The organism is Sphingomonas sp. KR3-1 (genome assembly GCF_040049295.1).
GTDB lineage: Bacteria > Pseudomonadota > Alphaproteobacteria > Sphingomonadales > Sphingomonadaceae > Sphingomonas.
On sequence record NZ_JBDZDQ010000001.1, the window covers coordinates 675,677 to 697,071 of the forward strand.

The following is a 21,395-nucleotide window of genomic DNA, read 5'->3' on the forward strand; positions in this document are numbered from 1 at the left end:
GGGGGCAGGCTCGCGCGCGCGTGAATGTCGATACTTTAGTGACTTTCTGCGCTCGCCCGTGCGCAGGGACTGTCAAGGGATTCAACATTTCTGCCACGTCCCCACTCGGGGGTGACGCGGGCAGGCGCCCTCGCTATGGGCTCGTCGCATGACTGACATCACCCCCGAGATCGTCGCCGAGCACGGCTTCACCCCCGAGGAATATGAGCGCGTCCTCAAGGCGATGGGCCGCGAGCCCAATCTGACCGAGCTGGGCATCTTCTCGGTGATGTGGTCCGAGCACTGCTCGTACAAGTCGAGCCGCATCCACCTGAAGAAGCTGCCGACCACCGGCCCCCAGGTGATCTGCGGCCCGGGCGAGAATGCCGGCGTGGTCGATATCGGCGACGGCCAGGCGGCGATCTTCAAGATGGAGAGCCACAACCACCCGTCGTACATCGAGCCCTATCAGGGCGCGGCGACCGGCGTGGGCGGCATCCTGCGCGACGTGTTCACGATGGGCGCGCGCCCGATCGCCAACATGAACGCGCTGCGTTTTGGCCGGCCGGATCACCCCAAGATGAAGCACCTCATCGCCGGCGTGGTCCACGGGATCGGCGGCTACGGCAATTGCGTCGGCGTCCCCACCGTCGGCGGCGAGGTCAATTTCCACAAGGCCTATGACGGCAACATCCTCGTCAACGCGATGACCGTCGGCATCGCCGATACCGACAAGATCTTCTATTCGGCCGCCAGCGGCGTCGGCAATCCCATCGTCTATGTCGGCTCGAAGACCGGCCGCGACGGCATCCACGGCGCGACCATGGCCTCGGCGGACTTCGGCGAGGATTCGGAGGAGAAGCGCCCCACCGTCCAGGTCGGCGATCCCTTCACCGAGAAGCTGCTGATCGAAGCGTGCCTCGAGCTGATGGCCTCGGACGCGATCGTCGCGATCCAGGACATGGGCGCCGCCGGCCTCACTTCCTCCTCGGTCGAGATGGCCAGCAAGGGCGGTGTCGGCATCGAGCTGATCATGGACGACGTGCCGCAGCGCGAAACCGGCATGACGCCCTACGAGATGATGCTCTCGGAGAGCCAGGAGCGCATGCTCATGGTCTTGAAGCCCGGCCGCGAGGATTTCGCCAAGGCGATCTTCGAGAAGTGGGAGCTCGATTTCGCCGTCATCGGCCATGTCACCGACACCGGCCGGATGGTGCTCAAGTGGAAGGGCGACACCGTCGCCGACATTCCGCTTGCCCCGCTCGCCGACGAAGCGCCGCTCTACGACCGGCCGCACGTGCCGACGCCCAAGCCCGCCGAGCTGGCCGACGTGCCCGAGTGCACCGATCCCGCCGCGGACCTGCTCAAGCTGGTCGGCACCCCCGATCTCGCCAGCCGCCGCTGGATCTGGGAGCAATATGACCACATGGTCGGCGGCGACACCGCGCAGCGCCCGGGCGGCGATGCGGCGGTCGTGCGCGTCCACGGCACCGACAAGGGCATCGCGATCACCACCGATTGCACCCCGCGCTATTGCTTTGCCGATCCCGTAGAGGGCGGCAAGCAGGCGATCGCCGAGGCCTGGCGCAACCTCTCCGCGGTCGGCGCGACGCCGCTGGCGGTGACCAACTGCCTCAACTTCGCCAATCCGCAGCGCCCCGAGATCATGGGCCAGATCGTCGGCTGCCTCGAAGGCATGTCGGAGGCCTGCCGCGCGCTCGACTTCCCGATCGTCTCGGGCAACGTCTCGCTCTACAATGAGAGCAAGGCGACCGGCGGCGGCTCGGCGATCCTGCCGACCCCGGCGATCGGCGCGATCGGCCTGCTCAAGGACTGGTCGAAGAGCGTCACCATCGGCTTCAAAGGCACCGGCGACATCCTCATCGCGGTCGGCGAGCGCTCGGGCCATCTCGGCCAGTCGCTCTATCTGCGCGAGCTGCACGGCCGTGAGGACGGTCCGCCGCCCGCGGTCGACCTGATGGCCGAGCGCCGCGCCGGCGCCTTCATCCGCGCCGCGATCTGCAGCGGCGCGGTCAGCGCCTGCCACGACGTCGCCGATGGCGGCCTGGCGGTCGCCGTCGCCGAGATGGCGATGGCCTCGGGCATCGGCGCGATCCTCGACCAGGCTCAGCCCTTCGGCGTCGCCGAGAGCTTCTTCGGCGAGGACCAGGGGCTTTATGTGGTAACGGTGAAGGACGAGGCGCTGGCCGACTTCCTCGTCGCCGCGGACCGCGCCGGCGTGATCGCCGATCCGATCGGCCGCACGATCAAGGACCGGATCATCTTCGAGCTGGAGGATGGCGATTTCTGCCTGGCCTTGACCGATCTCAAGGCGGCACACGAAGCTTTCTTCCCAGAGTTGATGGGGGCAGACGCCGCCCTGGCATGAGGTTCGCGCCGGGCCGGCAATGGAGGGAGGTCATCGATGACCGAAGGCTATTCCGGCACGCCGCTGGCGCAGAAGCTGGGGCTCAAGCCCGGCATCCGCGCCTGGTTCTGCAACATGCCCGACAGCGTCCGGGCAGAGATCGATCCCCGGGCGCTGGGGATCGAGGAATATGAAGCCGCGTCGAGCGGCCTCCAGGCCGCGCATATCTTCGTCACCGAGCGGGCGAAGCTGGAGCGCGAGCTGGAAGCGCTGCTCGCCCTGATCGACCGGGGCGGCTTCATCTGGGTCTCCTGGCCCAAAAAGGCGGCCGGGATGGAAACCGATGTCACCGAGGACGTTATTCGGGAAGTCGCGCTGCCCAAGGGTCTGGTCGATATCAAGGTCTGTGCGGTCGATACTATCTGGTCCGGGCTCAAATTGGTGATCCGCAAGGAAAATCGCTGAGCGCCTCCGGGAAAGCTCGTAGTGCTGGGGAGGCTCTCGCAATGGCATTATTCGGCATGGCCGAGCACGAATCACTGCCGTGGCAACCCTATCCGGAGTTGACCGACGACGCGCGGATCGAGCGCGCGCGCACGTTTCTGAGCCATATCGCCACCCGCCGCAGCTGCCGCGCCTTCAACGACCAGCCGGTGCCCCGCGAAGTGATCGAGGCCGCCCTGCTCGCCGCGGGCTCGGCCCCTAGCGGCGCCAACCGCCAGCCCTGGCATTTCTGCGTGATCGAATCCTCCGAGGCCAAGGCGACGATCCGCGTCGCGGTGGAGGAGGAAGAGCGCCAATTCTATGCCGGGCTCGGCGGCTCGGCCTGGCTCGGCGCGGTCCGGCCACTCGGCACCGATGCCGACAAGCCCTATCTCGAAGTCGCGCCCTGGCTGATCGCGGTGTTCGCCCAGCGCTATGCCGACGCGGACGAGCGGGACGAGGCGCGCAACTACAATGTCACCGAGAGCGTCTGCATCGCCACCGGGCTGCTGCTCGCCACGCTGCACGCCGCCGGCGTCGCCACCCTGGTCCACACCCCGCACCCGATGCGCTTCCTCAACCGCGTCTGCCGCCGGCCGGACACCGAGCGCCCGGTGCTGCTGATCGTCGCCGGCCATGCCGCGGAAGACGCCACGGTGCCCGCCGCAACCGCCAGCAAGAAGCCGCTGGAGGAGATCAGCTCCTGGCTGTAGCGTCCGGCACGGACGAGGGAGGGGTATCATGGCCGCACGCCGCATCGCTCTGGCGACGCTGATCGCCGGCACACTCGACATTGCCGCGGCCGCGCTGATGGCGATGCGCGCCGGCCGGACGCCCGACAAGATGCTGCGCGGCGTGGCGAGTGGCCCTTTCCCCGACGCGGTGCATTGGGGCGCCGGCGGCGCGGTGCTCGGCCTCGCCGTGCATTTCGCGATCATGGCGGCGATGGCCGCCGTCTTCGTCCTCGCCGCCGACCGGCTGCCGCAGCTCAAGGCCCGCTGGCTGACCGCCGGCATCGGCTACGGCCTCGCCACCTGGGCGGTGATGAACCTGGTGATACTGCCGCTGCGCTGGCCCGCTTTGTTCCCGCATCTCGACCTGCAGAGCGTCGCGACCGCGCTCTTCTGCCACATCGTGCTGGTCGGCATTCCGATCGCCTGGGTCGCGGCGCGGCGCTGAATGGAGACGTCCGCCGCAGCGGCGCGGCTTCCCTCGCTGGATATCGTCCGCGGCGTGGCGGTGCTGGGCATCCTGCTGCTCAACATCCTCTCCTTCGCCCTGCCCGAGGCCGCCTATGTCAATCCGCGGGCCTATGGCGGCTGGCACGGCCCCGATCTCGCCGCCTGGGCAGTCAACTTCGTGCTGTTCGACGGCAAGATGCGCGGGCTGTTCTCCTTCCTGTTCGGCGCCTCGATGCTGCTGGTCATCGAGCGGGCCGAGGCCACGGGGCAAAGCGCCGCCCAGGTCCATTACCGGCGGATGGCGTGGCTGCTCGTCTTCGGCCTCGTCCATCTCTGGCTGGTGTGGAAGGGCGACATCCTCGCCCATTACGCGCTGATCGGGATGATCGCCTATGCGATGCGGCACCAGCCGCTCTCCGGCCTGCTCGTGCTCGGCACGATGCTCGCGGCGCTCGGCCTGTTCACCTTCGCCAACCTGCCGTTCGACGTATCGCAGATGCTGTGCTGCCACCCGGACCCGGCCCGGCTCCACGACTATAACCTGTCCTTCGGCCTGCCCGCACCGAGGGACATCGCCGCCGACCTCGCGCTGTACCGCGGCGGCTATGGCGCGATCCTCGCCGATCGGCTGCACGACAATTCGGCCTCGCCGCTGTCGCTGGTCGGCTTCTACGGGCCCGAGACGCTCGCCTATATGCTGTTCGGCATGGCGGCGCTTCGCAGCGGGATGCTGCGCGGCGAATGGAGCCGGGCGCGCTATGTCCGCTGGCTGCTGGTCTGCTGGGGCATCGGCCTGCCCGCCTTCGCCGCGCTCGCCTGGTGGCAATGGGCGACCGGCTTCGGCCTGATGACGATGGCCGCAGCGGTGCCGCTGGAGGCGCTGGCCCGACCGGCGATGATCGCCGGCTGGATCTGCCTGATCCTGCTCCTCGCCCGCCCTGGCGGCACGCTGACGACGCGGCTGGCGGCGGCCGGGCGGATGGCCTTCACCAACTATCTCGCGACCAGCCTGGTCTGCACCGCGCTCTTCTACGGCTATGGGCTGGGCTGGTACGGGCACCTCAGCCGCTGGCAGCTCTATCCGGTGGTCTTCGCAGTCTGGGCGCTCATACTGCTCTGGTCGAAGCCCTGGCTCGCCCGGTTCGGCTATGGCCCGCTCGAATGGGCGTGGCGCAGCCTGGCGCGCTGGCAAATCCAGCCCCTCCGTATAAATGCGAGTGCCTCGCAATAGTCTTGCGAATCAGTGTCAATAGCCCTACCTCTCGAATCACGAGGCGAGAGGGTCTGATGGTCGTTTGCGTTTGCAATGCTCTGCGGGAACGGGATGTGCGCGAAGCCGCGCGTAGCGGCGCGACCAGCGCCTGCCAGGCCTATCGGGCGCTCGGCTGCCAGGCGAAGTGCGGCCAGTGCGTGCCCTTCGCGCGCGAGATCATCGCCCAGGAACGTGCTGCTGCGTAACAGTCGCAACAGCGAAGAACCGCAGAAATCAGCCATTTTCCGACTGTCCAAGGCGCCGGCCCGCGCCTATGTTACGCCCCTGAAATCAGGAAGGCACGTGGCATGAAGGGCGATCCCAAGGTCCTCGACTATCTCAACGAGGCGCTCAAGAACGAGCTGACCGCGATCAACCAATACTGGCTGCACTATCGCCTGCTCGACAATTGGGGCGTCACCAAGCTCGCCGAGCTGGAGCGGCACGAATCGATCGACGAGATGAAGCACGCCGACAAGCTGGCCGAGCGCATCCTGTTCCTCGACGGCCTGCCCAATTTCCAGCTGCTTGGCCGCCTGCGCATCGGCGAGACCGTGGAGGAGATCCTCAAGGCCGATCTCGCGGTCGAGATGGAAGCCATCCCGCTGCTGCGCGACGCGATCCAGCATTGCGAGAGCGTGCGCGACTATGTGTCGCGCGACCTGTTCGCCGATATCCTTGAGAGCGAGGAAGAACATGTCGACACGCTTGAGAAGCAGTTCGACATGATCGCCCGCATGGGGCTGCAGAACTACATCCAGCTCAACAGCGAGCCCGCCGAAGCGAGCTAGAGGCTTCCTACAGCGACCGCCCCTGCGACTCGCCCAAAGCGCGTTTCCGGCGGCGGAAAGTCACAAAAGCATCGACATTCAAGGAGCGGCGCCCCTTCCCGCCCGGCGCAACATGGTTGCGCGCGGGTGCTCCTATCTTTCCTACAGAGTCAAAGAGCGGCCGGGCCCAGGCCCGGCTGCGCGAGCCAAGCAGGCGAAATCCAACATTGCAAGATAGCGGCCAGCCCGGCGAAAGCCGGTGTCTAAGGCAATCGCGCGGGAACGAGCCGCACGAGATCCCGGCTTTCGCCGGGATGACGGAATTTGGTCTCAGCCCGCCAGCGAGCGGCGGCCGAACACCGGGCGGCGCTCCACCAGCGGGTTCGATTCGCGCTCGAGCAGCGACAGCGTTTCCTCGAACAGCGGCCGCAGCGCCACGACATGCTCGAGAATGGTGGTCGGCGTGTCCTGGCGCTCGATGCAGGCGCGTGCGCTCATCTCGATCGTCTCGGCCAGGTCGCCCAGCGGATCTGCACCGAATTGGCGCGATTCGCCCTTCAGCGTGTGCGCCGGGATCACCATCGCGGCGGCATTGTTCGCGCGCATGGCTTCCTCGATTCGCGCGACCGACTTGACGCCGTCCTCGCGGAAATATCCCAGAATCCGCACGAAATTGGCGCCGAGATCGGCTCGCGCCTGCGAAAAGCTGTCCCAATTCACCAGCTGCACATTGCCGGTCATCGCGTCATTCCCCTACGCCGCCCCTCGAGCTTGGGACAGATTTAGGGCCTGTGTGTAAACAGCCGGTTGATTTGTGATAAGTTCGTTACGGATACGATCCGATTTCAGCTCTTCTCGTGATCGAACGGATTCTTCGGCGCGCGCAGGCTGAGGCGCACCGGCACTGCGCCGAAATCGAACTCGCGGCGCAGGCCGTTGATCAGGTAGCGCTGATAGCTCGTCGGCAGCAGGTCGACGCGCGTGCCGAACAGCACGAAGCTGGGCGGACGCGACTTGTTCTGGGTGATGTAGCGCGGCTTGATCCGCTTGCCGCCGGGCGCGGGCGGCGGGTTGGCCTCGATCGCGCGCTCGAACCAGCGGTTGAGCTGGCCGGTCGAGACGCGGCGCGACCAGGCATCGCGCGTCTCGAAAGCGACCTTGAGCATCGTGTCGAGCCCCTTGCCGGTGATCGCCGAGACGGTGAGCAGCGGCACGCCCTTCACCTGCGCCAGCCCCTCGTCGAGCGCGGTCTTCACGCCGTTGAACAGGCTGGAGGCGTTCTCGGCCACGTCCCATTTGTTGAGCACGATGATCAGCGCGCGCCCTTCCTGGAGCGCGCGATCGGCGATCTTGAGGTCCTGTACCTCGAGCCCGCGCGTCGCGTCGAGCAGCAGCACCACCACTTCGGCGAAATCGATCGAGCGCAGCGTGTCCATGACGGAGAGCTTCTCCAGCTTCTCCTCGACCTTCGCCTTCTTGCGCATGCCCGCAGTATCGATCAGGCGGACCGGGCGCTTGTTGCCCTCGAAATCCTCCCATTCCCAATCGATCGCGATCGAATCGCGCGTGATCCCGGCCTCGGGCCCGGTGATCATCCGGTCCTCGCCGAGCAGGCGGTTGACCAGCGTCGACTTGCCCGCGTTCGGGCGGCCGACGATCGCCAGCTTGAGCGGCGCATTGGGATTGTCGGGATCTTCCTCCTCGACTTCCTCTTCCTCGCGATCGACGTGCGGCAGCAGCGCCTCGAACAGGTCGGCCATGCCCTCGCCATGCTCGGCCGAGAGCTGGACGGGATCGCCGAAGCCCAGCGCCATCGCCTCGATCACGCCGGTCTCGCCCGCGCGGCCCTCGGCCTTGTTGGCGACGAGCACGATCGGCCGGTCGGTCGAGCGCAGCCAGCGCGCGATTTCCTCGTCGAGCGGCACCACGCCGGCGCGCGCGTCGACCAGGAACAGCGCGACATCGGCTTCCTGCACCGCCGCCTCGGTCTGCTGGCGCATGCGGCCGGGGAGCGTCGCGACGTCCTCGTCCTCATAGCCGGCGGTATCGATGATGCGGAATTCGAGCCCGAGCAGATGCGCATCGCCCTCACGGCGATCGCGCGTCACGCCCGGCTGGTCGTCGACCAGCGCGAGCCGCTTGCCGACGAGCCGGTTGAACAGCGTCGATTTGCCGACATTGGGCCGGCCGATGATCGCGACGGTGGGCAAGGGCATAAATGAAACTCTTCTCGGATCGGTGACTAGCAAAACGGCATATAGTGCAAAAAGCAACGGGCGGGGCCTTTCGACCCCGCCCGCCTGCCATGGCCAGGACTTGGTTGAGGACTTGTATTTCCGTCGTCATCCCGGCCTTGCGCCGGGGTCCCGCTGCCTTGTCCTCAGTAAGAAGAAGCGGGCTCCCGGCTCAAGGCCGGGATGACGATCATTCAGCTGCTTAACGGAACGCGGTCAGGCGCCCCTTGTCGTCCAGAATATACAGTGTGTTGTTCGCCACCACCGGCTCCAGCGAGACCGGGTCCTTGAGCTCGATCGTCGAGCTCACGCTGCCGTCCGCCGGCGAGACGAACGCGACTTCGCCGTGGGTATTGGCGAGGATCAGCTTGCCGCCCGCCAGGACCGGGCCGACCCAGCCATAGGGGTTCTTCGGCTTCTTGGGGTTCTTGTAGTGGGTGAGCTGGGCGATCCAGCGCACCTTGCCACTGGTGCGCGACAGGCAGAGCAGCCGCGCATCGTCGGTCACCACGAACAGCCACTCGCCCGCCACCCAGGGGGTGGAGATGCCGGCGATGTTCTGCTCCCACATGCGGTTGCCGGTGGCGATGTCCATCGCGACCATGCGGCCGCCCTGGCCCACGGCATAGACGCGGCCCTGGTCGATCACCGGCTCGGCATCGATGTCCGACAGCGACGACACCGAGGTGCTCATGCTCGAGCGCGACAGCACGTCGCTCCACAGCGAGCGGCCATTCTCGTAGCGATAGGCATTGAGCTCGCCCGACGAGAAGCCGGCGATCACCGTGCCCTGCGCCGAGGCTGGCGCCGCGACGCCGAACACGCCCTGCGATTCGAGGCTGGCCGAAGCGGTCCAGGCCACGTCGCCGGTTTCCTGGCTCAGCACGAAGAGCTGGTTGTCCTGGGTGACGACATAGATGTTGCCGTTGGCGAGCGTCGGGGCGCCGCGCAGCGGGCCGCCGGGGCGCTTGCGCCACAGCTCGGCACCGTCGGCGATGTTGAGCGCGACGACGTCGCCCAGGCCGTTGGTGGCATAGGCATGGTCGCCCGAAACGCTGACGCCGCCGCCGAAGCGCGCGGTCTTGTTGCCCTCGGCCTTCACGGTCGGGGCCGACCACAGGTCGTTGCCGCTGTCGGCCGACATCGCATGGACGACGCCATCGGTGTCCATCACGAACAGCTTGCCGCCGGCGATCACCGGGGCCGCGGCCAGGCGCTCCTTCTTGGAGGTCTTGGCGACCTGCTTGCTCCAGGCGCGCGCAGGCGTCGCCGAAAGCGCGAGATGGCCCATCGACTTGGAGGCGCTGCCGCCCGGCTGCGTCCACTCCTCGTTCGCCGCCGCCTCGGGCACGATCACATCGACATTCACCAGCGACTTGTCGCTGGTGATGTCGTTCTCCGACATCAGGATGGGAACGCGTTCGCCGAGCACGGGCGTCTTCTTGCCCGAACCCTTGAATACCCCGCAGCCGCTAACCAGCGCGAGTGCCGCAAGGGCCCCAGCCACCCTCAGCTTGTTGTTCATTGAGCCTGCTTTTCCTTAGACTGATCAAGGACCTCGATCCCCAATACGCTCGCCAGCTGAACCGCGCGTTGCCGCGTGGTGTCGGGCACATTCTCACCGCCCTGGGCGATCTGCTGGAGCAACTTGCCGGCCTCGGCGCGCTTGCCGAGCTTGATCTGCGCGGTCGCGACCATCTCGCCGGCGCTGCCGAACCAGGCCGAGTCCGGCTTGGCCAGGCCCTGGAGGCGCGAGACCACCACTTCGGGCTTCAGCGTGTCATATTCGGTGGCCGTCTGGCGCAGCAGGGCATAGTCGCGATAGGGCTGCGCAAAGGCGCTGTTGCCCGCCACCGCGGCGAACTTGGCGGCCGCGCCCTTCGCGTCCTTCTTCTGCAGCAGCAGATTGGCTTCGACGATCGCCGCCATTGCCGCATAGCCGTTGCCGCCGCTCGTCGCGAGCGTGGCCAGCTGCGGGTTCGCCTTGTCGAGCTGGTTCTGCTCGATCTCGCGCAGCGCCGCGTCATATTGCTCGCCGCGCGCGCCCTGGGTGCTCGCGGTCTGGTGCTGCCAGAACAGGAAGCCGGCGACGGCGACCAGGAACACGATCACCGCAGCGATGATCACGCGTCCATATTTCTGCCAGATGCCGATCACCTGCGAGCGGCGATATTCCTCGTCGACTTCGCGCAGGAAGGCTTCGTCTGTCGTGCCGGAGGGGGGAAGCGCCAAAATCTACCTCATGCGTCTCTTGCGGGCGCGGAACCTAGCCGTGCCGTGCGGGAATCGATAGCCGCTCGGTAGCCCGTCAATCCCGCGGCGCATAGACCTGATCGGGTCCCGGAAAGGCCCGGGACCGAACATCGGCGGCATAGGTTTCAACCGCGGCGGAAATGCGGCCAGCCAGATCGTCATATTTCTTCACGAACCGGGCGGTGCGCTCGAACATGCCGAGCATGTCGTCGATCACCAGCACCTGGCCGTCGCAATCGGCCGAGGCGCCGATGCCGATGACGGGGCACGACACCGCCGCGGTGATCTCCCGCGCCAGCGTCTCGACCACGCCCTCGACCACGAGGCCGAACGCGCCCGCCGCCGCGATCGCCCGCGCATCGTCCAGAATCTGGGCATGCTCGGCATTGCTGCGCCCGCGCGCGCCATAGCCGCCGAGCGCGTTCACCGCCTGCGGCGTCAGGCCGACATGCCCCACAACGGGAATCCCGCGCTTGGTCAGGAATTCGACCGTCGGCGCCAGCGTCTCGCCGCCTTCCAGCTTCACGCCGGCCGCGCCCGTCTCCGCCAGCACTCGCGACGCCGAGGCGAAGGCCTGCTCCGGGCTGGCTTCGTAGCTGCCGAACGGCATGTCGACGATCACCAGCGAATGCCAGCTGCCGCGTACCACCGCGGCGCCGTGCGCGATCATCATCTCGAGCGTCACCGGCAACGTCGAGGGCAGGCCGTAGATCACCTGGGCCAGGCTGTCCCCCACCAGCAGCACGTCGCAATGCGGATCGAGCAGCTGCGCCATCCGCGTCGTGTACGCGGTCAGCATCACGATCGGATCCTTGCCCTTGCGATCGCGGATCGCGGGCACGGTGAGGCGCTTCATCGGCGCCGGGGTCGGGTTCGCGCGGCTCGTGGCCGTATCCATGGTGACGTGCGACATGGCCGGTCTCTAGCCGCTCGAAACCCCGCCCGCCAGCGCCGAGCGGGCATGAAGTTCGAATCACTTGACTCAATGTTCAATATTTATAACATTGAGGTAGAAATTTCGAACTTGAGGTGAAACATGCCATTCAAGGAAAAGATCGCCTGGATCTCGGTGATCACCACCGCGCTGGTGTGGGGCGGCTATTTCGGCTTCATGCTGGTGACCGGCGGCAAGCTGCACGGCGCAGTCTATTTCGTCGGCTTCATCGGCGCGGTCATCATCCAGACGATCCTGATGATCGTCGCCGCGACCGTCACCGCGGTGCTCGCCCCCGCCGATGCCAGCGCCGGCGGCGACGAGCGCGACCGCGACATCGCGCGGCGCGCCTATGCGCTCGCCTATCCGGTGCTGATCACGCTGGTGATCTGCGTCGCGGGCAGCGTCCATCTCGGCTTCGACAGGATCGATATGGCCTATGGGATCATGGGCGCGATCGTGATCGCCGAGATCGTCCATTATGCCGCGCAGATCGCCGGCTACCGTCGGGGGAACTGAGATGGCATACCGCGAGAAGGCCGCCTGGCTCACGCTGGTCTGCATGGCCATCGCCTATGGCGTCTATTTCCCGCTGATGGCGCTGCGCGAGACCCCGCCGACGCTGTTCGACATCCTGTGGACCTTCGGCATCGTCGCCGGGGCCCAGGCGGTCGCGGTGATCATCGGCCATATCGTCCTCGCCGCCCAGGCCCCGGGCGCCGCGGGCCGCCGCGCCGACGAACGCGACAAGGCGATCGCCCGGCGCGGCGCGTCCGCGGGCTATTATGTGCTGATGGCGGGCACGATCCTGGTCGGGGTGGTGATGCCGTTCACCGAGCCCGCGCCCAAGATCGTCAACACCGCGCTGCTCGCGATCGTCCTTTCCCAGGCGGTGAGCCTGATCCTGATCGTCACGAGCTATCGGAGGGGCTGGCATGGCTAAGGTGGTCAACCAGGTGCGCACGCTGCGCTTCCTCGCCGGCGAGATGACCCAGGCCGAGCTGGGCGAGAAGATCGGGATGACTCGCCAGACGATCGCGGCGATCGAGCAGGGCAAATATTCGCCCTCGCTCGAAGCCGCCTTCCGGATCGCCAAGGTGTTCGGCAAGCCGCTCGAGGACGTATTCAGCTGGGAGGAATAGTCCCGCGACCCGGATCGGAAATCTCGACACTTGCGCAGGAGGCGAACAACGCTAGCGTGGTTGGCGCCAGATTGGGGGAATCAGCATGCGCCTAGCCTTGTTCGCACTCGCCGCGCTCGTCGCGCCGCACGCCGCTTCGGCGCAGACCTGGCGCCTCGCCGCCTATTCGAACCAGGCCCCGCAAATGGCCTATTTCGTCGATGTCGATTCGGTGCGCCGCAACGGCAATGTGGTGACGTTCAAGCAGCAGACGATCTACGAGACGACGAGCCCGACGCGCGATTTCGATCGCTCGATGCTCACCCGCTCGGCCGATTGCGCGGCGATGACCTCGTCCATGCGCGACAGCAGCTTCTATGTGCGCGGCACCTATCTCGATACCGAGGCCGGCCCGAGCGAGGCGACGCTGGCCAAGCCGGGCACCGTGCTGCTGACCATGCTCAACACGGTGTGCGGGCGCGGCGACTATTTCTCGGCGCCGGTCCCGAACCCGGAGATCTGGGTGCTCGAGAAGTTCCGCAACGGCTTCTGAGGACTAGAGCAGCGCCTTGGCGTAAAGCTCCGGCTTGAAGCCGACCAGGATGCCGCCGGGATATTCGAGCACCGGGCGCTTGATCATCGAAGGCTGGGCCCGCATCAGCGCCGCCGCCTTGGCCGCGTCGATCCCCTCGCGATCGGCGTCGGGCAGCTTGCGGAAGGTGGTGCCGGCCCGGTTCAGAAGCACTTCCCAGCCGACCAGCCCGCTCCACCGCGCCAGCCGTGCGGCATCGATCCCCTCGGCCTTGTAGTCGTGGAAGGCATAGACGACGCCGTGCTCGTCCATCCAGGTCCGCGCCTTCTTGATCGTGTCGCAATTCTTGATGCCGTACATGGTGATCGTCACGGGGATGCGTCCTCGGTTGCTCGCGGGCTCGAGCCCCGGATAGCGCGCTTCGCCGCGGAAGCCAGCGTGCTTTCGATTGCGACACGGCGGTGCGCAAGCCCTTGCAATGTAGGATTTCGCCTGCTTGGCTCTCGTGGTCGGGCGCCTGCCCGGCCGCTCTTTGATTTGTAGGAAAGATAGGATCCCGCTCGCGCAAGGATGTTGCGAGATGCGGCGCGCTTGCCCGAACCGAGTCAACCCAAGCGGCGCAAGAACCCGCCATTGGATCGAACTTCGAGAACTTTGGCGAGTCGCACGACGACACGCTGTAGGACGCAGCTAGTCCTTCAGGAACCGTCCCAAAGTCACCACGCCCTGCGGCTCGAGCCCCAGCGCCGCGTAGAAGCCCAGCGCCGCTTCATTGCCCTCGCGCACCATCAGCTGGATCTTGGGGCAGCCGCGTGCCCGCAGCCAGTCTTCGGCTGCGGCCATCAGCCTGCGGCCAAGGCCCGTGCGGCGGGCGCTTTCCGCCACCGCGAGATAATAGACCCAGCCGCGATGCCCGTCGTCGCCGATCATCACGCTACCGCGCACCCCGTCCTCGCCTTCCGCCACCAGCACGGTAGAGGTGGCGCCCGCCAGCGCACGGTCGAAATCCTGCACGGGATCGTTCCACGGCCGGGTAAGCCCGCAGGCATGCCATAGCGCGATCACCGCCGCGCCATCCTCGCTGCCGGCCGCGCGGATCATGCCTTCGCCCGTGCGATGCGCCACAGCGTCACCACCCCGATCAGCAGCCACACCACGTTGAGCGCGGCCGAGGGGATCGCGCCGTTCCAGCCGCTGTTGAGCACGAAGCAGGCCGCACCGACCACGTTCATCCATTGATAGGCGCGCGACTGGCCGGTCAGCCGCCCCGACGAGAGCAGCAGATAGGCCACCAGAATCAGCCCCGCGCCGGTCCAGCCGGCGATCTCGATCAGCAGTCTTCCGGTGGTCATCGCGCGATGCAGGTCACGCCGGCCCAGAGATTGGTCACCTTGCCGTCTGGCGCATCCGAGCTGAGCAGGCCGGACAGCTCGCCCATCGTGAACTCGTGCCCGATCGTCGTCTCGCCCACTTCCGCCGGGCCGGCCGCCTCCAGCGCCTTGCGCGTCATGCCGATGCCGATCCCGTTGCCGGTGGTGAACTTGCCGTTCTCGCGCCCGTCCAGGTCCCAGCCGGCGAACTTGCCGTCCTGGAAATAGAGCGAGAGCCCGTCGCGGAACGCCGCATAGCCGAGCGCTCCGGCGCCGCAATCCTGGTTGGTCGCTTCCTCGATCGGGTTGCCGAGCGCGGCGGTGAGCATCTTCACGGCATCCGCCTTGGCGATGCCGAAGCTGGCATGGCGCGCCGAGCCATTGGGCAGCACCAGGGTAAGCTCGTCGGGCGCCAAATTGACCGCGACGCCCGGCGCGTCTTCGCTGGCATTGGCGATATTGGTCTCGTGCGCGGGCGGCACGATGATCTCGGTCTCGTTGGCCTCGACGCTCTTGTTCTCGACCGGCTTCTTGATCTCGGGTGCGCAGGCGGCGAGCAGCCCCAGCGCGAGCAGCACGCACGGCAGCAGCTTGTTCGTCATCCAACTTCCCCTTCCCCGGTCCACGGGCATTTTCTCATCATCGCGCCGCGCCCGCAATCACTTCAGGCGAGCGCCGCCACCGGTTCACGGCGAAAGCAGCCCGTCTGGTGGTCGTTCACCAGCCCGACCGCCTGCATCCACGCATAGACGATGGTCGGCCCGACGAACTTGAAGCCGCGGCGCTTCAGCTCCTTCGAGATCGCCTCGGAGAGCGGCGTGGTAGCGACGAAGCCGTGGCCGGGCGACTGGATCGGCTTGCCCTCGACAAAGGCCCAGCAGAAGTCGGCGAAATCCTCGCCGCGCTCCCGCATCTCGCACCAGATCTGCGCGCCACGGATCGTCGCCTCGATCTTGGCGCGGGCGCGGACGATGCCGGGATTGGCCATCAGCCGCTCGACATCCTCGGGCCCGAACGCGGCGACCTTGACCGGATCGAAGCCGGCGAATGCTTCTCGGAACGCCTCCCGCTTGCGCAGGATGACGATCCAGGCGAGCCCGGCCTGGAAGCCCTCGAGCATCAGCGTTTCCCAGAGTTCCCGGCTATCCCGCACGGGCACGCCCCATTCGGTATCGTGATAGGAGCGGTTGAGCGGATCGCTCACCGCCCAGGCGCAGCGTTGCAGGTCGTCGGTCATTCGCTCCTCACTGTCTCGCCGATGCGCACCTCGGCCAGGCCGAGCCAGTCGGCCATCCGCGCAAGCTCCACTGCCAGCCGCGCCTCGGTGTCGCCCGGCGCGCCCGGCTCGAGCGTGATCCGGTGCGCGAGCAGCCGGCCGTTCTGGCGATCGGCCTTGAGGTCGACCCGGGCAGTCAGCGCCTCGTCCATCAGGAAGGGCAGCACGAAATAGCCGTGCGTCCGCTTGTCGGCGGGCACGTAGATCTCGATCCGGTAGCGGAAGCCGAACAGCCGCTCGGTGCGGCTGCGCTCCCAGACCAGCGGATCGAAGGGGGCAAGCAGCGCGTCGCCGGAGATCCTGCGCGGCAGCCTGGCATCGCGGTGCAGCCAGGCCTTCTGGCTCCAGCCCTGGACCTGGACAGGGAGCAGCACGCCGGCCTCCTCAAGCTCGGGAATGGCGTGGTTGGCTTCCTCGGGCTTGAGCCGGAAATAGTCGCGCAGGTCCGCAGCGGTGGCGACGCCGAGCGCGCGGGCGCTGCGCTCGATCAGCGCGCGCTGGGCCGTGGCGGCATCGGGCGTAGGCAGGTCGAAAATCGCCCGGGGGATCACCCGCTCGCTCAGGTCATAGACGCGCTCGAAACTGTTCCGCCGCGTCGCGGTGGTGATCCGGCCCGACCAGAACAGCCATTCGAGCGCGAGCTTGGTCTCGCTCCACTCCCACCAGCCGCTCTGGCTGCCGCCATTGTCGAAGTCGGAAGCGGCGAGCGGCCCTTCCGCGGCGATCCGTTCGAGAACGCCATCCGCCTCGCCCCGGCGGTCATGCGCGAAGCTGCGCAACCCCTTCCAGCCGATCTCGCCGCGCTCGGCCCGCGCCATCCGCCAGCGGAACAGCGGGTGGAGATCGACCGGCAGCAGCGACGCTTCGTGCGCCCAATATTCGAAGAGCTTTCGGCTCCGCTTCGGCCCCCAGGCATCGCGCTCGAGCAAGGTCCGGTCATAACAGCCCAGCCGCGAGAAGGCGGGCAGATAGTGCATCCGCGTCAGCACGTTGACGCTGTCGATCTGATGGAGCCCCAGCCGCTCGACCGTTCGGCGGAGCTGCGGCGCCCCGACCTTGGCCGGGTGCCGCACGCCGAAACCCTGGGCCGCCAGGAAGATGCGGCGCGCCTGCTTCAACGAAAGGCGCGTCACTCTTTTGCCTCCAGTCACCCGCGGAACATAACGGGTACCTTCTTAGCGGGTTTTCATTCCCATTCAATCGTGCCGGGCGGCTTCGAGGTGTAATCATAGGTCACCCGGTTCACGCCGCGCACTTCGTTGACGATGCGCGTCGCCACCCGCGGCAGGAAGCCGCCGGGGAACTCGAACGCCTCGGCGGTCATGCCGTCGATCGAGGTGACCGCACGCAGCGCCAGCACCGAATCATAGGTGCGGCCATCGCCCATCACGCCGACCGAGCGCACCGGGGTCAGCACCGCAAAGGCCTGCCAGATCGTGTCGTACAGCCCGGCGTTGCGGATCTCCTCGAGGTAGATCGCGTCGGCCTTGCGCAGGATGTCGCAACGCTCCTTGGTGACTTCGCCCGGGATGCGGATCGCCAAGCCCGGCCCCGGGAAGGGATGCCGGCCGACGAACGCCTGGGGCAGCCCCAGCTCGCGGCCGAGCGCGCGAACCTCGTCCTTAAAGAGCTCCCGAAGGGGTTCGACGAGCTGCATGTTCATCCGCTCGGGCAGGCCGCCGACATTGTGGTGGCTCTTGATCGTCACCGAAGGCCCGCCGGTGAAGCTGACGCTCTCGATCACGTCGGGATAGAGCGTGCCCTGCGCCAGGAAATCGGCGCCGCCGATCTTCTTCGCCTCGCCCTCGAACACGTCGATGAAGGTCTTGCCGATGAACTTGCGCTTCGCCTCGGGATCGGTGACCCCGGCGAGGCCGCTGAGGAACAGCGTCTCGGCGTCCACATGGACGAGCGGGATGTTGTAGCTGTTGCGGAAGAGTGAGACGACCTGCTCGGCCTCGCCCGAGCGCATCAGGCCGTGATCGACGAACACGCAGGTGAGCTGGTCGCCGATCGCTTCGTGGATCAGCACCGCCGCCACCGCGCTGTCGACGCCGCCCGACAGGCCGCAGATCACCTTGCCGGTGCCGACCTGGGCGCGAATCTCGGCGATCTTGGTCGCGCGGAACTCGGCCATCGTCCAGTCGCCGGTGAGGCCGCAGACGTGGCGGACGAAATTGGCGAGCAGCCTGGCGCCGTCGGGCGTGTGGACTACCTCGGGGTGGAACTGCATCGCATAATAGCGGCGGTCGTCGTCGGCGATCACCGCGAAAGGCGCGCCGGCGCTGTGCGCCACCGGCCGGAAGCCGGGGGCGAGGTTGGTCACCTTGTCGCCATGGCTCATCCACACCTGGTGGTTCTCGCCCTCGTGCCACATGCCGTCGAACAGCACGCAGCCATCGTCGATCTCGATGAAGGCGCGGCCGAACTCGCCGCTGTCGCCGAGCTGCACCGTGCCGCCGAGCTGCTGCATCATCACCTGCTGGCCGTAGCAGATGCCGAGCACCGGCAGGCCGGAGTCGAAGATCTCCTGCGGCACGCGCGGGCTGCCTTCTTCGAGCACCGATGCGGGCGAGCCCGAGAGGATGATGCCCTTGGGCTTCATCCGCGCGAACGCCTCGCCGGCGGTGGTGTAGGGGGCGATCTCGCTATAGACACCCGCCTCGCGCACGCGGCGCGCAATCAGCTGGGTTACCTGGCTTCCGAAATCGACGATGAGGATGGAATCTGCATGCTGGTCCATGCCCAGCGCGCTTAGCCAGAACCGGCGCCGGGGGGAAGGCCGGCGCGGAGATTATTCTTGGGCGGTGTCGATCAGTTCGCGCCAGCGGCCGATTGCAGGCCCTCGATCGTCACCACCGGCTCGGCACCGCGGCGCAGCGCGCAGCGGAAGCCATGCGCTTCGCGGTCCTGGTCCCGATAGCCGCGCGAGAGCTGGAGCTGCCCCTTCACCAGCCAGCTCTTGCCATTCCACACCGTGCTGGAGACGGCGGAAACCTGTGCCAGCCGGGCATAATGCGCGCCCAGGCTCTCAGCTTCCATCGCGCAGCGATCGGCGGCGGCGTCCTCGTCATAGAGCCCGTCGAAGCGCGCCGAATCGGGCGCAGGCGTCTCGGCGATGGGACCGCTGCCCGGCTCGACCGGCTGCGGCGCGCTGGTCACGCCCTCGGGCCCGACATCGGCGACCCGCTCGGGCGGCGGCGCATCATAGCTGGTGTCCTCGCGCTGCTTCTTCTTGCTGCTCGATACCAGCGCTAGCAGCCCGCCGACGACGAGGCCGCCGACGATCGCATCGCCCACGTCGAACTTGTCCTGCTTGTGCCGCCGGTGCTCGGGGTGCCAGCTCTGCGCCTGGGCGGGCATCGCCAGCCCCGCCATCGAAAACGTGGCAACCGTGACGCACGCAAGTTTCCCCACACCCATTGCCGCCTCCGTTACTGTGACGGAACGAAACTAGGCATGCATGCCTGTCACGCGGCTGAACGGCTTCGGGTGGCCTTCACGTCAAGGCCGGTCCACTTCGCGGTGAACGCCCAGATGTCCGCCGCCTCGTCGATGATCTTGTCGGTCGGCTTGCCCGAGCCGTGCCCGGCGCGCGTCTCGATGCGGACGAGGTGCGGCTTGTCGCCGATATCGGCATGCTGGATCGCGGCGACATATTTGAAGGTGTGGCCGGGCACCACGCGATCGTCGGTATCCGCCGTGCTCGCCAGGATCGCGGGGTACGACACGCCCGGCTTGATGTTGTGATAGGGCGAATAGGCCAGGAGCGTGCGGAAATCGGCTTCCTTCGACGGATAGCCATAGTCGTCGACCCAGTAGCGCCCCGCGGTCCAGCGATCGAAGCGCAGCATGTCCATCACGCCGACTGCAGGCAGTGCCGCAGCGAACAGCTCGGGCCGCTGGTTGACCACCGCGCCGATCAGCAGCCCGCCATTGGAGCCGCCCTGGATCGCGAGTTGGCCTTCGCCTGCGATGCCTTCGCGGATCAGATATTCGCCCGCCGCGATGAAGTCGTCGAAGCTGTTCTGCTTGTTGGCGAGCCGGCCGCCATCGTGCCACGCCTTGCCATATTCGCCGCCGCCGCGAATGTTGGCGAGGACGAACACCCCGCCCTGCTCGAGCCAGGCGAGCCGCGAGGCGGAGAAGCCCGGCGTGTAGGACACGTTGAAGCCGCCATAGCCCCAGAGCAGGGTCGGCGCCGGGCCGGTGGTCGCCTTGCTGCGGACGATGAACATCGGCACCTGGGTGCCGTCCTTCGACGCGAAGAAGCGCTGCTCTACGCGGTAGTCGGCGGGATCGAAAAGGAGCCTGGGCTGGGCCCAGGGCGTGCTGATGCCGCTCACCATGTCGTAGCGATAGATCGTCACCGGCTCGTTGAAGCTGGTAAAGGCGTAGAAGGTCTCGGGATCGTCGGGTTCGCCGCCAAAGCCCGAAGCGGTGCCGACGCCGGGCAGCGCGACCGGGGCGAGCGGGGTGCCATCGAGCGCGTAGCGGCGCACTTCGGTCCGCGCGTCGACCAGATAGCTGGCGATCAGCGTGCCGCCGATGATCGCCGCACCTTCCAGCGTCGCCTCGTCTTCGGACACGAGATCGGTGGCAGCGGCGCCCGCCGCCACGTCCATCGTCACGATCTTGTGGCGCGGTGCGCCCTTGTTGGTCACCCAGTAGAAGGTCGTGCCGACATTGCCGGCCAGTCCCCAGCTATGCTCGAGTTCCGCGATGAGCACCCGCGGCGCAAGCGCCGGGTCCTCCAGGTCGATCAGCGTGATCCGGTAGCGGTCGTCGGTGCCCTCGCTGGTGGTGATCACCAGCCAGCGCCCATCGTCGGTGATCTGGGCATAGTGGCTCCATTTCGGCTGGTCGGGGGTCTCGTAGACCAGCCGATCAGCGCTCTCGGGCGTGCCGAGCGCATGGAAATAGAGCTTGTGGTTCTCGTTGAGCGCCTGGAATTTCTCGTCCGCCGCCACCTCGGGATAGCGCGAATAATAGAAGCCGCTGCCGTCCTTGGCCCAGACCGCCGACAGCGCGAACTTCATGCCGTGGACGACATCGCCGGTGTCCTCGCCGCTCGCGACGTCGAGTAGCCTGGCGACGCGCCAATCGGTGCCGCCGTCCTGCACCGCATAGAGCAGGTAGCGGCCATCCTCGGAAGGCACCCATTCGGAGAGCGCCGTGGCGCCGTCCGCCGACCAGCCATTGGGATCGAGCAACACCCGCCCCTCGCCCTCCAGCGCATCGCGCACGAACAGCACCGCCTGGTTCTGCAGCCCGCTATTGTGCATGTAGAAATAGCGGCCGCCCTTTTTCTGCGGCACGCCGAAGCGCTCATAGTCGAACAGTTGCTTGATGCGCGCCTTGAACCAGTCGCGGCCGGGCAGCGTGGCGAGATAGGCGTCGGTCACCTCGTTCTCGGCCTCGACCCAGGCGGCGACCTCGGCATCGCCCCGCACGTCGTTCTCGAGCCAGCGATAGGGATCGGCGACCTTCACCCCGAACTGCTCCTCCACCATATCGACACGGCGAGTCTCGGGATACGCGAACTGGGTCACAAGGCTCTCCGACTGGATCTTTGCCGCAGGCCTAGCGCCCCGGAGCCGCCGCGCTCAAGCGAAACCGAGGCTGGATGTCGCGGAAACGGC

Annotated in this window: 25 protein-coding genes; 11 read left to right on the forward strand and 14 right to left on the reverse strand. The window is 67.1% G+C overall.

Annotation, left to right across the window (positions count from 1 at the left end):
• Nucleotides 1–148: 148 nt before the first annotated feature.
• From purL to bfr, 7 genes are all read left to right on the forward strand, one after another.
• The gene (gene purL / locus ABLE38_RS03290) at nucleotides 149–2,368 is read left to right on the forward strand and encodes a phosphoribosylformylglycinamidine synthase subunit PurL (protein ID WP_348972738.1); all 2,220 of its coding nucleotides are present in this window, start codon (nucleotides 149–151) and stop codon (nucleotides 2,366–2,368) included.
• Between the two features lie 36 nt (nucleotides 2,369–2,404).
• A complete protein-coding gene (locus ABLE38_RS03295) occupies nucleotides 2,405–2,812 on the forward strand; it encodes a hypothetical protein (RefSeq protein WP_348972739.1) in 408 nt (135 codons plus the stop codon).
• A 41-nt stretch (nucleotides 2,813–2,853) separates the two neighbouring features.
• Entirely contained in the window at nucleotides 2,854–3,543 is a 690-nt protein-coding gene (locus ABLE38_RS03300) for a nitroreductase family protein (protein ID WP_348972740.1), read from the forward strand.
• A gap of 28 nt (nucleotides 3,544–3,571) precedes the next feature.
• A complete protein-coding gene (locus ABLE38_RS03305) occupies nucleotides 3,572–4,009 on the forward strand; it encodes a hypothetical protein (RefSeq protein WP_348972741.1) in 438 nt (145 codons plus the stop codon).
• Entirely contained in the window at nucleotides 4,010–5,242 is a 1,233-nt protein-coding gene (locus ABLE38_RS03310; RefSeq protein ID WP_348972742.1) for a DUF418 domain-containing protein, read from the forward strand. It abuts the gene before it with no gap.
• A gap of 56 nt (nucleotides 5,243–5,298) precedes the next feature.
• A complete protein-coding gene (locus ABLE38_RS03315) occupies nucleotides 5,299–5,469 on the forward strand; it encodes a (2Fe-2S)-binding protein (protein WP_348972743.1) in 171 nt (56 codons plus the stop codon).
• 102 nt (nucleotides 5,470–5,571) lie between these two features.
• Complete coding sequence (gene bfr, locus ABLE38_RS03320) at nucleotides 5,572–6,054, forward strand: bacterioferritin (RefSeq protein ID WP_348972744.1); 483 nt, start codon at nucleotides 5,572–5,574, stop codon at nucleotides 6,052–6,054.
• Between the two features lie 309 nt (nucleotides 6,055–6,363).
• On the opposite strand, the gene ABLE38_RS03325 is transcribed toward bfr, so the two are convergent.
• The 5 genes from ABLE38_RS03325 to panB form a co-directional block, all read right to left on the reverse strand.
• A complete protein-coding gene (locus tag ABLE38_RS03325; protein ID WP_348972745.1) occupies nucleotides 6,364–6,774 on the reverse strand; it encodes an Hpt domain-containing protein in 411 nt (136 codons plus the stop codon).
• A 104-nt stretch (nucleotides 6,775–6,878) separates the two neighbouring features.
• Complete coding sequence (gene der, locus ABLE38_RS03330) at nucleotides 6,879–8,249, reverse strand: ribosome biogenesis GTPase Der (RefSeq protein WP_348972746.1); 1,371 nt, start codon at nucleotides 8,247–8,249, stop codon at nucleotides 6,879–6,881.
• Nucleotides 8,250–8,469: 220 nt separating this feature from the next.
• Complete coding sequence (locus ABLE38_RS03335) at nucleotides 8,470–9,792, reverse strand: PQQ-binding-like beta-propeller repeat protein (protein ID WP_348972747.1); 1,323 nt, start codon at nucleotides 9,790–9,792, stop codon at nucleotides 8,470–8,472.
• Nucleotides 9,789–10,499 (reverse strand): tetratricopeptide repeat protein, encoded by a 711-nt coding sequence (locus ABLE38_RS03340; RefSeq protein ID WP_348972748.1) that lies wholly within the window; start codon nucleotides 10,497–10,499, stop codon nucleotides 9,789–9,791. Before ABLE38_RS03340 ends, ABLE38_RS03335 begins: the two co-directional genes overlap by 4 nt.
• Before the next feature lie 76 nt (nucleotides 10,500–10,575).
• Nucleotides 10,576–11,433: a 3-methyl-2-oxobutanoate hydroxymethyltransferase gene (panB, locus tag ABLE38_RS03345; RefSeq protein ID WP_348972749.1), complete on the reverse strand. Its 858-nt coding sequence runs from the start codon at nucleotides 11,431–11,433 to the stop codon at nucleotides 10,576–10,578.
• Between the two features lie 123 nt (nucleotides 11,434–11,556).
• Between panB and ABLE38_RS03350 the strand changes: the two genes are divergently transcribed.
• From ABLE38_RS03350 to ABLE38_RS03365, 4 genes are all read left to right on the forward strand, one after another.
• The gene (locus ABLE38_RS03350) at nucleotides 11,557–11,973 is read left to right on the forward strand and encodes a hypothetical protein (protein WP_348972750.1); all 417 of its coding nucleotides are present in this window, start codon (nucleotides 11,557–11,559) and stop codon (nucleotides 11,971–11,973) included.
• A 1-nt stretch (nucleotide 11,974) separates the two neighbouring features.
• A complete protein-coding gene (locus ABLE38_RS03355; protein WP_348972751.1) occupies nucleotides 11,975–12,397 on the forward strand; it encodes a hypothetical protein in 423 nt (140 codons plus the stop codon).
• On the forward strand, nucleotides 12,390–12,596 hold the full coding sequence (locus ABLE38_RS03360; protein ID WP_348972752.1) for a helix-turn-helix transcriptional regulator: 207 nt from the start codon (nucleotides 12,390–12,392) through the stop codon (nucleotides 12,594–12,596). The genes ABLE38_RS03355 and ABLE38_RS03360 overlap by 8 nt, the downstream gene beginning before the upstream one ends.
• 85 nt (nucleotides 12,597–12,681) lie before the next feature.
• Entirely contained in the window at nucleotides 12,682–13,128 is a 447-nt protein-coding gene (locus tag ABLE38_RS03365) for a surface-adhesin E family protein (RefSeq protein WP_348972753.1), read from the forward strand.
• A gap of 3 nt (nucleotides 13,129–13,131) precedes the next feature.
• On the opposite strand, the gene ABLE38_RS03370 is transcribed toward ABLE38_RS03365, so the two are convergent.
• The 9 genes from ABLE38_RS03370 to ABLE38_RS03410 form a co-directional block, all read right to left on the reverse strand.
• On the reverse strand, nucleotides 13,132–13,479 hold the full coding sequence (locus ABLE38_RS03370) for an ArsC family reductase (protein ID WP_348972754.1): 348 nt from the start codon (nucleotides 13,477–13,479) through the stop codon (nucleotides 13,132–13,134).
• A gap of 318 nt (nucleotides 13,480–13,797) precedes the next feature.
• Nucleotides 13,798–14,208 (reverse strand): GNAT family acetyltransferase, encoded by a 411-nt coding sequence (locus ABLE38_RS03375; protein WP_348972755.1) that lies wholly within the window; start codon nucleotides 14,206–14,208, stop codon nucleotides 13,798–13,800.
• Nucleotides 14,205–14,459, reverse strand: coding sequence for a hypothetical protein (locus ABLE38_RS03380; RefSeq protein WP_348972756.1), 255 nt, complete (start codon nucleotides 14,457–14,459; stop codon nucleotides 14,205–14,207). Before ABLE38_RS03380 ends, ABLE38_RS03375 begins: the two co-directional genes overlap by 4 nt.
• Entirely contained in the window at nucleotides 14,456–15,079 is a 624-nt protein-coding gene (locus tag ABLE38_RS03385; RefSeq protein ID WP_348972757.1) for a hypothetical protein, read from the reverse strand. Before ABLE38_RS03385 ends, ABLE38_RS03380 begins: the two co-directional genes overlap by 4 nt.
• A gap of 62 nt (nucleotides 15,080–15,141) precedes the next feature.
• On the reverse strand, nucleotides 15,142–15,714 hold the full coding sequence (locus tag ABLE38_RS03390) for a DNA-3-methyladenine glycosylase I (protein WP_348972758.1): 573 nt from the start codon (nucleotides 15,712–15,714) through the stop codon (nucleotides 15,142–15,144).
• On the reverse strand, nucleotides 15,711–16,886 hold the full coding sequence (locus tag ABLE38_RS03395) for a crosslink repair DNA glycosylase YcaQ family protein (protein ID WP_348972759.1): 1,176 nt from the start codon (nucleotides 16,884–16,886) through the stop codon (nucleotides 15,711–15,713). Before ABLE38_RS03395 ends, ABLE38_RS03390 begins: the two co-directional genes overlap by 4 nt.
• A gap of 53 nt (nucleotides 16,887–16,939) precedes the next feature.
• Nucleotides 16,940–18,496: a glutamine-hydrolyzing GMP synthase gene (gene guaA, locus ABLE38_RS03400; protein WP_348972760.1), complete on the reverse strand. Its 1,557-nt coding sequence runs from the start codon at nucleotides 18,494–18,496 to the stop codon at nucleotides 16,940–16,942.
• Nucleotides 18,497–18,567: 71 nt separating this feature from the next.
• Nucleotides 18,568–19,176 carry a hypothetical protein gene (locus ABLE38_RS03405; protein ID WP_348972761.1) on the reverse strand — a complete coding sequence of 203 codons (609 nt, stop codon included), beginning with the start codon at nucleotides 19,174–19,176 and terminating at the stop codon, nucleotides 18,568–18,570.
• 47 nt (nucleotides 19,177–19,223) lie between these two features.
• Entirely contained in the window at nucleotides 19,224–21,305 is a 2,082-nt protein-coding gene (locus tag ABLE38_RS03410; RefSeq protein ID WP_348972762.1) for a prolyl oligopeptidase family serine peptidase, read from the reverse strand.
• Between the last annotated feature and the right edge of the window lie 90 nt (nucleotides 21,306–21,395).

Coding starts and splice junctions, on each gene's coding strand:
- purL (WP_348972738.1), top strand. CDS start 149: ATGACTGACATCACCCCCGAGATCGTCGCCGAGCACGGCTTCACCCCC.
- ABLE38_RS03295 (WP_348972739.1), top strand. CDS start 2,405: ATGACCGAAGGCTATTCCGGCACGCCGCTGGCGCAGAAGCTGGGGCTC.
- ABLE38_RS03300 (WP_348972740.1), top strand. CDS start 2,854: ATGGCATTATTCGGCATGGCCGAGCACGAATCACTGCCGTGGCAACCC.
- ABLE38_RS03305 (WP_348972741.1), top strand. CDS start 3,572: ATGGCCGCACGCCGCATCGCTCTGGCGACGCTGATCGCCGGCACACTC.
- ABLE38_RS03310 (WP_348972742.1), top strand. CDS start 4,010: ATGGAGACGTCCGCCGCAGCGGCGCGGCTTCCCTCGCTGGATATCGTC.
- ABLE38_RS03315 (WP_348972743.1), top strand. CDS start 5,299: ATGGTCGTTTGCGTTTGCAATGCTCTGCGGGAACGGGATGTGCGCGAA.
- bfr (WP_348972744.1), top strand. CDS start 5,572: ATGAAGGGCGATCCCAAGGTCCTCGACTATCTCAACGAGGCGCTCAAG.
- ABLE38_RS03325 (WP_348972745.1), bottom strand. CDS start 6,774: ATGACCGGCAATGTGCAGCTGGTGAATTGGGACAGCTTTTCGCAGGCG.
- der (WP_348972746.1), bottom strand. CDS start 8,249: ATGCCCTTGCCCACCGTCGCGATCATCGGCCGGCCCAATGTCGGCAAA.
- ABLE38_RS03335 (WP_348972747.1), bottom strand. CDS start 9,792: ATGAACAACAAGCTGAGGGTGGCTGGGGCCCTTGCGGCACTCGCGCTG.
- panB (WP_348972749.1), bottom strand. CDS start 11,433: ATGTCGCACGTCACCATGGATACGGCCACGAGCCGCGCGAACCCGACC.
- ABLE38_RS03350 (WP_348972750.1), top strand. CDS start 11,557: ATGCCATTCAAGGAAAAGATCGCCTGGATCTCGGTGATCACCACCGCG.
- ABLE38_RS03355 (WP_348972751.1), top strand. CDS start 11,975: ATGGCATACCGCGAGAAGGCCGCCTGGCTCACGCTGGTCTGCATGGCC.
- ABLE38_RS03360 (WP_348972752.1), top strand. CDS start 12,390: ATGGCTAAGGTGGTCAACCAGGTGCGCACGCTGCGCTTCCTCGCCGGC.
- ABLE38_RS03365 (WP_348972753.1), top strand. CDS start 12,682: ATGCGCCTAGCCTTGTTCGCACTCGCCGCGCTCGTCGCGCCGCACGCC.
- ABLE38_RS03375 (WP_348972755.1), bottom strand. CDS start 14,208: ATGATCCGCGCGGCCGGCAGCGAGGATGGCGCGGCGGTGATCGCGCTA.
- ABLE38_RS03380 (WP_348972756.1), bottom strand. CDS start 14,459: ATGACCACCGGAAGACTGCTGATCGAGATCGCCGGCTGGACCGGCGCG.
- ABLE38_RS03385 (WP_348972757.1), bottom strand. CDS start 15,079: ATGACGAACAAGCTGCTGCCGTGCGTGCTGCTCGCGCTGGGGCTGCTC.
- ABLE38_RS03390 (WP_348972758.1), bottom strand. CDS start 15,714: ATGACCGACGACCTGCAACGCTGCGCCTGGGCGGTGAGCGATCCGCTC.
- guaA (WP_348972760.1), bottom strand. CDS start 18,496: ATGGACCAGCATGCAGATTCCATCCTCATCGTCGATTTCGGAAGCCAG.
- ABLE38_RS03405 (WP_348972761.1), bottom strand. CDS start 19,176: ATGGGTGTGGGGAAACTTGCGTGCGTCACGGTTGCCACGTTTTCGATG.